12 protein-coding genes are annotated in these 11,237 nt (G+C 66.5%); 7 read left to right on the top strand and 5 right to left on the bottom strand.

Annotated features, from left to right (window positions below; all coding sequences use genetic code 11):
- Window positions 1-18: 18 nt before the first annotated feature.
- Window positions 19-936 (top strand): Bax inhibitor-1/YccA family protein, encoded by a 918-nt coding sequence (locus FB478_RS11255; RefSeq protein WP_144600468.1) that lies wholly within the window; start codon window positions 19-21, stop codon window positions 934-936.
- 106 nt (window positions 937-1,042) lie between these two features.
- On the opposite strand, the gene galK is transcribed toward FB478_RS11255, so the two are convergent.
- Together galK and galT are read right to left on the bottom strand one after the other, a co-directional pair.
- The gene (gene galK, locus FB478_RS11250; RefSeq protein ID WP_018770187.1) at window positions 1,043-2,233 is read right to left on the bottom strand and encodes a galactokinase; all 1,191 of its coding nucleotides are present in this window, start codon (window positions 2,231-2,233) and stop codon (window positions 1,043-1,045) included.
- Window positions 2,230-3,387, bottom strand: a complete 1,158-nt coding sequence (gene galT / locus FB478_RS11245; protein ID WP_018770186.1) for a galactose-1-phosphate uridylyltransferase — start codon at window positions 3,385-3,387, stop codon at window positions 2,230-2,232. The genes galK and galT overlap by 4 nt, the downstream gene beginning before the upstream one ends.
- 98 nt (window positions 3,388-3,485) lie before the next feature.
- Between galT and FB478_RS11240 the strand changes: the two genes are divergently transcribed.
- The 4 genes from FB478_RS11240 to FB478_RS11225 are packed head-to-tail and all read left to right on the top strand — an operon-like array spanning window position 3,486 to window position 7,685.
- Complete coding sequence (locus tag FB478_RS11240) at window positions 3,486-4,448, top strand: aldose 1-epimerase family protein (RefSeq protein WP_018770185.1); 963 nt, start codon at window positions 3,486-3,488, stop codon at window positions 4,446-4,448.
- A 36-nt stretch (window positions 4,449-4,484) separates the two neighbouring features.
- The gene (locus FB478_RS11235) at window positions 4,485-5,816 is read left to right on the top strand and encodes an AI-2E family transporter (protein ID WP_018770184.1); all 1,332 of its coding nucleotides are present in this window, start codon (window positions 4,485-4,487) and stop codon (window positions 5,814-5,816) included.
- A 3-nt stretch (window positions 5,817-5,819) separates the two neighbouring features.
- Entirely contained in the window at window positions 5,820-7,058 is a 1,239-nt protein-coding gene (gene ilvA, locus FB478_RS11230) for a threonine ammonia-lyase (RefSeq protein ID WP_018770183.1), read from the top strand.
- A 9-nt stretch (window positions 7,059-7,067) separates the two neighbouring features.
- Window positions 7,068-7,685 carry a rhomboid family intramembrane serine protease gene (locus tag FB478_RS11225; protein ID WP_134164549.1) on the top strand — a complete coding sequence of 206 codons (618 nt, stop codon included), beginning with the start codon at window positions 7,068-7,070 and terminating at the stop codon, window positions 7,683-7,685.
- A 133-nt stretch (window positions 7,686-7,818) separates the two neighbouring features.
- Here the strand turns inward: FB478_RS11225 and greA are convergent, their stop codons facing one another.
- Entirely contained in the window at window positions 7,819-8,313 is a 495-nt protein-coding gene (gene greA / locus FB478_RS11220) for a transcription elongation factor GreA (protein WP_018770181.1), read from the bottom strand.
- Between the two features lie 152 nt (window positions 8,314-8,465).
- Window positions 8,466-8,924 carry a DUF4307 domain-containing protein gene (locus FB478_RS11215; RefSeq protein ID WP_134164548.1) on the bottom strand — a complete coding sequence of 153 codons (459 nt, stop codon included), beginning with the start codon at window positions 8,922-8,924 and terminating at the stop codon, window positions 8,466-8,468.
- Window positions 8,925-9,052: 128 nt separating this feature from the next.
- On the opposite strand from FB478_RS11215, the gene mca reads away from it, so the two are divergent.
- Both mca and FB478_RS11205 read left to right on the top strand, forming a co-directional pair.
- Window positions 9,053-9,958, top strand: coding sequence for a mycothiol conjugate amidase Mca (gene mca / locus FB478_RS11210; RefSeq protein ID WP_018770179.1), 906 nt, complete (start codon window positions 9,053-9,055; stop codon window positions 9,956-9,958).
- A 98-nt stretch (window positions 9,959-10,056) separates the two neighbouring features.
- Complete coding sequence (locus FB478_RS11205; RefSeq protein ID WP_056393479.1) at window positions 10,057-10,398, top strand: hypothetical protein; 342 nt, start codon at window positions 10,057-10,059, stop codon at window positions 10,396-10,398.
- 41 nt (window positions 10,399-10,439) lie between these two features.
- On the opposite strand, the gene FB478_RS11200 is transcribed toward FB478_RS11205, so the two are convergent.
- Window positions 10,440-11,183, bottom strand: a complete 744-nt coding sequence (locus FB478_RS11200; protein WP_377204895.1) for a hemolysin III family protein — start codon at window positions 11,181-11,183, stop codon at window positions 10,440-10,442.
- Window positions 11,184-11,237 lie beyond the last annotated feature (54 nt).

Raw genomic sequence — 11,237 nt, 5'->3', positions numbered from 1 at the left:
ACATGGAGGAATCCCGCAATGGCACTTGGCGGCAACCCGATCTTCAACGGAAAGAATTTCCGTGGAGCCACCCAGGCACCGCCTGTCCCGCAGGCTCCCTACGGCGCTCCCTACGGCCAGCAGCCCTATGGCGGCCAGGCACCGTACGGCCGCCTTCCCTACGGCCAGCAGGGCTGGGGCACGCAACCCCAGAGCATGACCGACGAGCAGCTGCGGCAGATGTACAGCCAGCCCTCGGCCGGCCCCGCAGACACCGGCAGGATGACGTTCGACGACGTCATCATGAAGACCGCGGCCTGCCTCGGCGCCGTGCTGGTGGGCGCAGCCATCACCCTCACGGTGGGCCTGCCGCTGGCGTCAATGCTGATGATTGTCGGCGCCCTGGGCGGGTTCGTGCTGGCCCTGGTCAACACCTTCAAGAAGCAGCCTTCGCCGGCACTGATCCTTGCGTACGCGGCGCTGGAGGGCCTCTTCCTCGGCGGACTCACCAGGATCCTTGACACCCAATTCCCCGGTGTGGGGCTGCAGGCGGTCATCGGTAGCCTGTCCGTATTCGCCGTGACCCTGGTGCTCTTCAAGAGCGGCAAGGTCCGGGCCACCCCCAAGGCCATGCGGTTCTTCATGATCGCCATCATCGGCTACGCCGTGTTTGCCCTGGTCAACATGGTGCTGATGTGGACCGGCGCCCTGCAGCAGCCCTTCGGCCTGCGCAGCGTCGAGATCTTCGGGATCCCGCTGGGCGTCTTCATCGGCCTGCTCGCCATCGGCCTCGCCGCCTTCTCGCTGATCATGGACTTCACCAGCATCGAGGAAGGGGTCCGCAGCGGAGCCCCGCAGCGCTTCTCCTGGACGGCTGCCTTCGGGCTGACCGTCACCCTCGTCTGGCTCTATGTGGAGATCATCCGCCTGCTGGCCATCCTGCGCGGCGACGACTAGGCACCCGGCCAGCTTCCGCCGTCGTAAACCAAAAACCGTGGGCTCCACCAGACTGGTGGGGCCCACGGCCGTTAAGGGCTGACGGCATCAGGCTGCCGCGGCGTCCCTAGGCAATGCGCATGGCGCCGGCGGCAGGGGAAACGGTAAAGATGTCCGGCGCCTTGAAGCCGGCGTCGGCAAAAGCCTGGGTGACGGCGGCGCGCACCTTCTGCTCGGCGTCCACCGGGGTCAGCGCAATCGCAGCTCCGCCAAAGCCGCCCCCGGTCATGCGGGCACCAATGGCCCCATGGGCCCGCGAGGTGTCCACGGCCAAGTCCAATTCCGGGCAGGAAATTTCAAAATCATCGCGCATGGAGGCATGGCTGGCGTCCAGCAGGGGACCGATGGCGCTGGGGCCGGGGCCGCCCAGAAGCTCCACGGCCTGGAGCACGCGGTCATTTTCGGTGACAACGTGCCGCACCCGGCGGAACGTCACCTCATCCAGCAGGCCGCTTGCCTCCTCAAGGTCAGCCACCTCGACGTCCCGCAGTGCCTTAACCCCCAGCACTTCCGCCCCAAGCTCGCAGGATTCCCGGCGTGACGCATAGCCCCCGTCGGCGTGGGAGTGCGACACCTTGGTGTCAATCACCAGGAGCACCAGGCCTGCGGGTTCGGTCTCGAAAGGAACCAGGCTTGCCTTCTGGTCCCGGCAGTCCAGGAAGACGGCGTGGCCCTTCGAGCCGCGAAGGGAAGCTGACTGGTCCATGATCCCGGTGGGCGCACCCACGAAGTCGTTCTCCGCACGCTGGGTTGCCAGCACCATGTCCTGGGCCGACAGCCCGGCACCCGTGAGGTCGTTGAGCGCCGTGACGACGGCGCATTCGATGGCGTGCGACGACGACAGGCCGGCACCGAGCGGGACGTTCGAGTCCAGGAGCAGGTCCAGCCCGGGAACGGTGATGCCCCGCTCCCGGAGGGCCCACATGACGCCGAGGGGGTACTTGGTCCAGCCCTTCGCTGTTCCCGGCCGCAGGGTGCCGAGGGTGGTGGTGACCACGCCCTGGTCGCCGTACGTGGACAGGAGCCGCACGGTTGAATCCGGGCGGGCCGCGATGGCCACCCGGGCGGTGCGGTCGATGGCGAAGGGGAGGACGAAGCCCTCGTTGTAGTCGGTATGTTCGCCGATGAGGTTAACCCGGCCCGGTGCCTGCCAGATGCCGTCGGGAGCGCCTCCGAACTCGAGTTCAAAGCGGGCGCCGAGACTTTGGGCGGCGGGTGCGGATGCGGGCGCGGCCTTGGCCGGATCCTGGGTGCTCACGCGGAAGCTCCTTCCGGGGTGGCCGCCATGGCGGCGGCAGGCACGGACGACGGCGGGACCGCAACACTGCGCAGCCGTTCCGCCACAATTTCGGGGGTGGTGTCGTTGATGAAAGCGCCCATGGCCGCTTCGGAGCCGGCCAGGTACTTCAGCTTATCGGCCGCCCTGCGCGGGGAGGTGAGCTGAAGATGGAGGTAGCCCGCCGGCCGGAGGAAGTCATCCAGCGGCGCCTGGTGCCAGGCGGAGATGTAGGGAGTGGGCGTGGGGTACAGGGCATCCACCCGCTTGAGCAGGTCGAGGTAGACGTGTGCCAGCTCGTCCTTTTCCTCTCCGCCCAGTGCAGCCAGGTCCGGCACCCGGCGGTGGGGGACGAGGTGGATCTCCAGCGGCCAACGGGCCGCGAAGGGCACATAGGCGCTGAAATGCGTGCCTTCGAGGACCATTCTGCTGCCGTCTTCCCGTTCGGCCCGCAGCAGGGAACCGGTCAGGGTGTCCCTGCCGTCCTGCGCGTCGTAGTACTTCCGGGCGGCCGCCCCCAGGGTGCCGGCCCGCGGGGTGATGTAGGGGTAGGCATAGATCTGCCCGTGTGGGTGATGCAGTGTCACGCCGATGTCCGCGCCGCGGTTTTCGAACGGGAACACCTGCTTGACGCCGGCCATGGCGCTCAAGGCAGCGGTACGCTGCGCCCAGGCCTCGATCACCGTGCGGGACCGCTCCCCGCTGAGGCCGCTGAAGGACCCGGTGTGGTCGGGGGTGAACGACACTACTTCGCAGCGGCCGTACGCCGGGCCTTTCGTTCCCCATGCGGCGTTGTCAGGCACGGGCCCCAGGGCCGGTCCCAGCGAGGGGAACCGGTTTTCGAAGACCACAACGTCGTAATCCGGGGCAGGGATCTCGGAAGCGTTGGCGGCCGTGGTGGGGCAGATGGGGCACTGGTCTGCCGGCGGCAGGTGGGTGCGGGCCTGACGGTGCGCGGCGACGGCCACCCATTCGTCCGTCAGGGCATCGAAGCGCACCTCGCCCGGCTCCCCGCGAGGGGGCAGGCCGCGGTGGTCGGTGGTGAGGTGTCCGGCGCGTGACGTGCTGGTGCTGTCATCGTCGAAGTAGATCAGCTCCCGCCCATCGGAGAGTCTGGTACTGGTAATCCCTGTCATACAAAAAGTCTTGCATAAACGATCAAGAATGAATAGTTAACAACAAAAAGTAACAAAGGGGGATGGAAGGGCCTTTCGTGCCATGTACGGTAATGCCCATGACAGCCTCTTCCGAACACGGAACCTCCACCCGCTCATCCGCCCTGTCCTGCGCCACCGGCCGGCAATACGAGCTTCGCCGGGGCGACGCCGTCGCCGTGGTCACGGAGCTCGCTGCCGGGCTCCGCTCCTTCAGCCGGGGCGGGGTCCTGCTGACCGAAACCTACGGCGATGATCAGATCGCCCCCGGTGGGGCAGGCATCACCCTGGCACCCTGGGCCAACAGGGTGGAGGACGGGGTCTGGTTCCTCGACGGCCGGAAGCAGCAGCTGGACATCACCGAAGTGTCCCGCAACAACGCCAGCCATGGCCTGCTTCGGAATACCGGCTACGCGGCGGTTGCGGAGTCGCAGGACGCCGTGGCACTGGAGGCCACAGTTTTCCCGCAGCACGGCTATCCGTTCCTGGTGCGCCACAGGGTGGAGTACCGGCTTTCGGAAGACCTGGGGCTGCAGGTCAGGCAGACCCTCACGAACGACTCGGCGGCGGCCGCCCCATTCGTTCTGGGCGCCCACCCCTACCTGCGGCTTGGTGACACCCCGGTTGAGGAACTGCAGCTGACCGTTGCCGCCGGCACCCAACTGGTGACCGATGAGCGATTGATTCCCCGCAGTTCGGCCCCTGTCGCCGGGGATGTGGATTTTCGGTCCGGGCGGCACATCGCGGACCTGGCGGTGGACGTGGCCCTGACGGACCTCAGCTTCGAAGGGGGCAAGGCGCGGCACACCCTCGCGGCGTCCGACGGCGGGGAGGTGTCGCTGTGGCAGGACGAGGCCTGCCGCTACGTCCACATCTTCGTGAGCACGGTGTACCCGGGCCGTAGCCGTGCAGTGGCGGTGGAGCCCATGACCGGACCGGCCAACGCGTTCAACTCCGGCGACGGTCTCCGGTGGCTGGCTCCGGGGGAGTCCTTCAGCATGCAATGGGGCATCGACTACAAGCCCGGCGCGGCGGGGGAGTAGTTTCCCATCGGGCCGCAGCTGGGGAAGTATTGGCATATGACGCCTAACGAGGACGACGTTACCCTGGCCCGCCCGGTTTCAGCGCCGGCGCCCGCCTCCGCTGCGCCGCTGCGGGTCCTGACGGACCGTGAGCTGGACAAGGACATACCCTACGGCATCCGCATAGCGGCGTCCTGGTCGTGGCGGCTGGGCCTGATTCTCCTGATGGTGGGGACGCTGGTCTGGCTGCTCAGCCACATCACCCTCCTGATCATCCCGATTATGGTGGCCGCCCTCCTCGCCGGTCTCCTGAGCCCGGTCACGGTGTGGCTGAAGCGGCACGGGCTGCCTGCTGGGCTAGCCGTAGCCGTGACGGTCCTCGGGTTCATCGGTGTCATTGTCGGTGCCCTGGCCCTGGTGGGCAGGCAATTGGCGGTGGGATTCGGCGAGCTCTATTCCCAGGCCCTTGAAGGCGTCCGGCAGGTCCAGGACTGGCTCTCTGCCGGCCCCCTGCACCTCACGGCCGCCCAGATCGACCAGTACATCAAGGAAGCCACCGACGCGCTGCAGAACAACAGCAGCAGCATCCTCAGCGGCGCCCTGTCCTTCGGCAGCACCGCGGGGCACTTCGCTGCCGGCATGCTGCTGTCGCTGTTCATCCTGATCTTCTTCCTCCTGGAAGGTGACCGGATCTGGGCGTTCCTGGTTAAGATGCTTCCGCGCAAAGCCCGGGCCGCCACCTTCGGCGCCGGCCGCAGGGGCTGGGCGTCCATGGTCAGCTACGCGCGCATCCAGATGTTCGTCGCAGCAGTGGACGCGCTCGGCATTGGCGTGGGCGCCGCCATTATCGGAGTCCCGCTTGCGCTTCCACTGGGCGTGCTTGTCTTCCTCGGCTCCTTCATTCCGGTGGTGGGCGCCCTGTTGACCGGTATCGTGGCCATCCTGCTGGCGCTGGTGGCCAACGGCCCCATCAACGCCCTGATCATGCTGGCCATCGTCCTGCTGGTCCAGCAGCTTGAGGGCCACATCCTGCAGCCCCTGGTCATGGGCAAGGCAGTCTCGCTGCACCCGGTGGCTGTGATCCTCAGCGTTGCGGCCGGTTCCTACCTTGCCGGCATCCCCGGAGCGCTGTTCTCGGTACCCATCCTGGCCGTAGCAAATTCGGCTGTTCGCTACATCGCCGCAAGAACGTGGGAACATGAACAGGTGCCGGTAATTGCCGGGAAGCCCATCACGGCCGGAGCAGGCGGGGACAACACCATCAAGGACGTTGAACCGCCGTCTGTACCTGGCGCGGGGAAGGACACGGCGTCCGGCACTCCAGCCGAACACCGCGATGCCCGTGATTCCTCCCCGGAAGGCACCGGGGCAGAACCCAGAGGAGAGTAGTCCGTGAAGATCCTTGAAACCCTTCCCGTCACACTGGACGATGTCCTTGAGGCGCAGAAGCTGCTTGACGGGATTATCGCGCGCACTCCCGTGGAATCGTCGCGGGCGCTGGGGACCATGGTAGGCGGCGACGTCTATTTCAAATGCGAAAACCTGCAGCGCGCCGGCTCGTTCAAGGTCCGCGGGGCCTACGTCCGGATGGCGCGGCTCTCCCCGGACGAGAAAAAGCGGGGAGTGGTGGCAGCCTCCGCCGGCAACCACGCCCAGGGCGTTGCCGTCGCCGCCAAGAGCCTGGGCATCAAGGCCCGGATCTACATGCCGCTGGGCGTGGCACTGCCCAAGCTCGCCGCCACCCGCAGCCATGGCGCCGAAGTGGTCCTGCACGGGCACAACGTGGACGAGGCGCTCGCCGAAGCCCAGCGCTACAGCAACGAAACGGGCATGGTCTTCGTCCACCCGTTTGACAATGTGGACGTGGTGGCCGGCCAGGGCACCGTGGGCCTGGAAATCCTCGAGCAGGTCCCCAACGTTGACACAATACTCATGGGTGTGGGCGGCGGTGGGCTCCTGGCAGGGGTCGCCGTCGCCATCAAGGCCCGCGCCAGGGAACTGGGCCGGGAGATCCGCATCATTGGCGTCCAGGCGGAAAACGCCGCCGCCTACCCGCCCTCGCTGGCCGCCGACGCGCTGGTGCCGCTGAAGAAGGTTTCCACCATGGCGGACGGCATCGCCGTGGGGCGTCCGGGGCAGCTGCCCTTCAGCATCATCCGCGAGCTGGTGGATGATGTGGTCACCGTCAGTGAAGACTCCCTGGCCCGCGCCCTGATCTTCCTGCTGGAACGGGCCAAGATGGTGGTTGAACCTGCAGGGGCGGTGGGCGTTGCAGCCCTCATGGACGGCAAGATCGAGAACCCGGGAACCACCGTGGCCGTGCTCTCCGGCGGAAACATCGACCCCATGCTGATGCTCAAGGTGATCCAGCGCGGCCTCTCCGCCGCAGGCCGCTACATGACGGTGCGGATGATGCTTGATGACCGCCCCGGCTCACTGGCAACCATTGCCCGCATCATTGCCGAAAACGATGCCAACGTCACCGGCCTGGACCACACGCGGGTGGGAGGCTCCATCAGCATGGGCGACGTCTCCATCACCGTGAACCTGGAAACCAAGGGCCACCAGCACGGTGAGCAGGTCCTCAGCGCACTCCGTGCCGAGGGTTTCCAGCCGATCGTCGTGCACTAGGAACGGGCCTTGGCAGGACTGACGGGCAACGGACGCCTCCCCGGGCGGCAGGCCATCGCGTCCCGCGCGAAGGGCGGGTTGGTGGTGCTGGGCGGCTTTGTGGCTGTGCTGTTCGCCATCGAAGTGGTCAACACACTGATGATGGGGGCCCTCACCCGGACCTTCGGCCTGCGGCCCAGGAGTGCCGACGGGCTGCTGGACATCTTCACCTTCCCGCTCCTGCATGCCAACCTGAACCACCTGCTTTCCAACAGCCTGCCCCTGGTCGTCTTCGGCTTCCTGGTGTTCCTCTCCGGGTTGCGCGTGTTCCTCACCGCCCTTGCCTTCAGCTGGCTCGGCAGCGGGCTGACGGTGTGGCTGATCGGGAACGGCATCACCGTGGGCGCTTCAGGCCTGGTGTTCGGGCTCTTTGCGTTCCTGCTGGTCAGGGGCTTCTTCAACCGCAGTTGGCGCCAGGTCCTGCTCGCAGTGGTCCTTTTCATGGGCTACGGCAGCATTCTCCTGGGCGCCCTGCCGTTCGTGTCCGGATACGTGAGCTGGCAGGCGCACCTTGGCGGGGCCGCCGGCGGCGTGGTGGCGGCGCTGCTGCTTCGTCCGCGCGCGTCTGGGATGCCGGCGAAGTTATAGCAGCCGGCCTGAAGTAGGCCCGGCACAAGGCCTTAACGGGAAGCGGTGGCCGTCCCCTGGGGGGAGGGCCACCGCTTCCCGGTTTCGCGCTGTCCTGTTACGGAGCACTGCGCGTACAAAGCTATGCGCGGAGCTAGCCGGCGTAGGGCTTGGCGGAGAGGATCTCCACCTTGATGTCCTTGCCGTTGGGCGCCACGTAGCTGAGGGTCTCGCCCTCCTTGTGGCCCAGGATGGCAGCGCCAAGCGGCGACTTTTCACTGAAGACATCCAGGTCTGAGTCGCCCGCGATCTCACGTGAACCCAGCAGGAAGGTCTCCTCGTCGCCCGCGATCCTGGCCACCACGATCATGCCGGGCTCCACGATGCCGTCATCGGCAGGCGATTCACCCACATGGGCATCCCGGAGCAGTGCCGTCAGCTGGCGGATGCGGGCCTCAATCTTGCCCTGCTCCTCCTTGGCCGCGTGGTAGCCCCCGTTTTCCTTGAGGTCCCCCTCTTGCCGCGCTGCTTCAATCTTCTGGACGATCTCCGCCCGGCCAGCGCCGGAAAGGTGGTCCAGCTCTGCCTTCAGGCGGTCAAAAGCTTCCTGGGTGAGCCAGGCTGCAGATGCGCTGTTGGTGGTAGACACGGACTTCTCCTCTAGTGGTCCTACAATGCAAAAGACCCCGCCACGGTGGCCACTTGTGGAACAGCAACCAGCTCAGCGGGGTAAAGGTATCTCCCCATTGTAGTCAATCCTCTGGAGATAACCCAACAGGGAAGCGTTCCACGTCACACTGCTCAGGACGCCCCGGCTGGAATCCAGCAGCTGTCCACCACGCCCGATACCGACTCCGACTCCGTGCGCAACGTGACGCGCTGGGCCACCGTCCTGCCGCCGTCGGCCGTTCCATCCGCCACCGAAGGCGGGATGTCCACCACTTTCCAGCCCACCACAGCGAACTTGGAATCCAGCGCCTTCACGGCACATTTCACGGGCTTGCCCGGTTCCCGCGTCACCTGGAAGTCCACCTCGGCGAGCGTGGCATCGGTGGTGCTGTAACCCACGTCCTTGAACGTCACGCCGGAGAGCGAATTCGATGTGGTCACCCACGCCAGGAACCCGATTCCCGCGGCAAGCGCCAGGCCGATCGCGGCCCGGGTGGCCTTAGGGGAGAGCCGGCGCTTTTTAGCACCATACCGATTGGCTAGGCTAGTGTCTGCGGGCGCGGGGCGGGCCGGCTGGTCCGGGGAAGTCACCAGACCAGTTTAGTTCCCTTTCCGCCGGCGCTTTGCGGTGGCTGCAGCTGCCGGCGAGGCAGCGCACCCGCGACACCATCCGAAAGCTGCCACGAGCCGCAAAAGAAGAATTAGGAGCCGTCCCCTCCATGACAGCGTCCAGCAACTCCCAGGTGCCGCTGCGGCTGCTCGCGGTCCACGCCCACCCGGATGACGAATCAAGCAAGGGTGCTGCGACCATGGCCATGTATGCGGCTGCCGGTGTGGACGTGCTGGTGGCAACCTGCACCGACGGTTCCCGCGGCGACATCCAAAACCCTGCGGTGGAAGACGAACCCCACCCCAAGCGGGATATGGCCGGTGCCCGGAGGCTGGAGATGCAGCAGGCTGCCGCCATCCTCGGGATCCGCCAGCGGTGGCTTGGATTTGTGGACTCCGGCCTTCCCGAAGGCGACCCGCTGCCGCCGCTCCCCACCGGATCGTTCGCCACCCTGCCCCTGCACCAGGCCGCGGCGCCCCTGGTGCGGCTGGTGCGTTCCTTCAAGCCGCACGTCATCCTCAGCTATGACGAGAACGGCGGCTACCCGCACCCGGACCACATCATGGCGCACAGGGTGGCCGTGGAAGCCTTCGAGGCCGCAGGCGATCCCGAACGCTATCCGGAGGCGGGGGAGCCATGGGAGCCAGGCAAGCTCTATTACGACCGCGCCTTCAGCCCTGAGCGGTTCCGGGCGCTGCACTTTGCGCTGGAGGAGGCAGGGCTGCAGTCACCGTACGCCGAGCGCCTGGCCGCCTGGCTGGAGTCCGACGCCGAGGGGCACACCCCGCCGCCGGCCGCGCACCCCACCACCACCCAGATTGACTGCGGGGACTTTTTCGAAGTCCGCGACGATGCGCTGCGCGCGCACCGGACGCAGGTGGACCCGCTGGGGTTCTTCTTCGCCGTTTCGCCCGACATGCAGCGCCGGGTTTGGCCGTGGGAGGACTATTCGCTGATCCATTCCAGGGTGCCCTCCGAGCTCCCCGAGAAGGACCTGTTCGCCGGGCTAAGATAGACACGGCAGGCTATTTCTATCTTGCGTAGAAGACAGGCGCGGCGACGGCCGGTCCCGTCCGCTTCCTGCTGCATCCGCTCCACCAGAAGGTATTAACCGTGCAATCTCTGCTCCTCAGCCTCGCCACTACGCCGACCCCGCTGCCTACTCCGACACTGCGGGAGGGGATTTCCGAGGACCAGGTGACGCCGGGCCTGCTGGGGTTCATCATGACGGCGTTCTTCGTCGTGGCGACTGCCCTGCTCATTGTGGATATGGTGCGTCGGATCCGCAGGGTGCGCTACCGGGCCCAGGTGGAGGAAGAGCGCCTGGCCGCTGCAGCTGCCGCAGATGTTGACGCCGCGGACGTCCAGGACGGGCGCGACGGCGGGACGCCTCCGGAAGCTACCGATGCCAACGGAAACGGCAGTGCCGGGGGACATCCGCAGCCGCGCGAATAGGGCTGTCCCTTCGGCCGGGCCGGCTCCGGAGTGAAGGGGTTCTAGTCGAGGACTGCCATGGCGATCGCCGCGAAGTGTGCCGCGAAGGCGAGCACGGTGAACGCATGGAATAGTTCGTGGAAGCCGAAGTGGTGGTAGCTGAAATTTGGCTTCTTCAGCGCGTAGAAAATTGCGCCCGCAATGTAGAGGACGCCGCCCACGCAGATCAGCACGGCCGCCGGGGTGCTTGCCTGGAAGAACTGCGGCAGGTAGAACAGCGCGCCGCAGCCCAGTGCGATGTAGATGGGCACGTATAGCCAGCGGGGGGCTTCAGTCCACAGCAACCGGAACAGCACGCCGAGGATGGCTCCGGACCAGATGACCCACAGGAGGATCACCGCCTGCTGGCGTTCCAGGAGAGTCCATGCCAGCGGCGTATAGGTGCCGGCGATCACCAGCATGATGTTGGTGTGGTCCAGCCGCTTCAAAACGAGCTTGACGCGCGGGGACCAGTTGCCGCGGTGGTAGACGGCGCTGACGCCGAAGAGCAAAACACCTGTGGCGGCGTAGATGGCGGACGTGATTCGGCGGTCCGTGGTGGGGGCAATGACAACCAGGATAATCCCGGCGGCAAGGGCGAGCGGGGCCGTGACCGTGTGGATCCACCCCCGCCACTTGGGCTTGATCATCAGTAGTTCCGCGAGGCGGACGGCGGCGTCATCCATGGCGCTGGGCCCTGGTTCCGCGGCGGTGTTCCGCTCCTCCGGCTGGGGGTCCCGGGAGGCGTGCGGAGAGTCGCTGTTCATGCCACCAGAATAACTTACGGGCCGGTAAGTTACCCGCGGGTAACATCCCTGCTT

Source organism: Arthrobacter sp. AG367 (assembly GCF_007828995.1).
In the GTDB taxonomy this organism is placed as follows: domain Bacteria; phylum Actinomycetota; class Actinomycetes; order Actinomycetales; family Micrococcaceae; genus Arthrobacter.
Note: the sequence above shows the minus strand (reverse complement) of the source record. Positions and strands in the feature narration are given on the sequence as shown.

Coding starts and splice junctions, on each gene's coding strand:
- FB478_RS11255 (WP_144600468.1), top strand. CDS start 19: ATGGCACTTGGCGGCAACCCGATCTTCAACGGAAAGAATTTCCGTGGA.
- galT (WP_018770186.1), bottom strand. CDS start 3,387: ATGACAGGGATTACCAGTACCAGACTCTCCGATGGGCGGGAGCTGATC.
- FB478_RS11240 (WP_018770185.1), top strand. CDS start 3,486: ATGACAGCCTCTTCCGAACACGGAACCTCCACCCGCTCATCCGCCCTG.
- FB478_RS11235 (WP_018770184.1), top strand. CDS start 4,485: ATGACGCCTAACGAGGACGACGTTACCCTGGCCCGCCCGGTTTCAGCG.
- mca (WP_018770179.1), top strand. CDS start 9,053: ATGACAGCGTCCAGCAACTCCCAGGTGCCGCTGCGGCTGCTCGCGGTC.
- FB478_RS11200 (WP_377204895.1), bottom strand. CDS start 11,183: ATGAACAGCGACTCTCCGCACGCCTCCCGGGACCCCCAGCCGGAGGAG.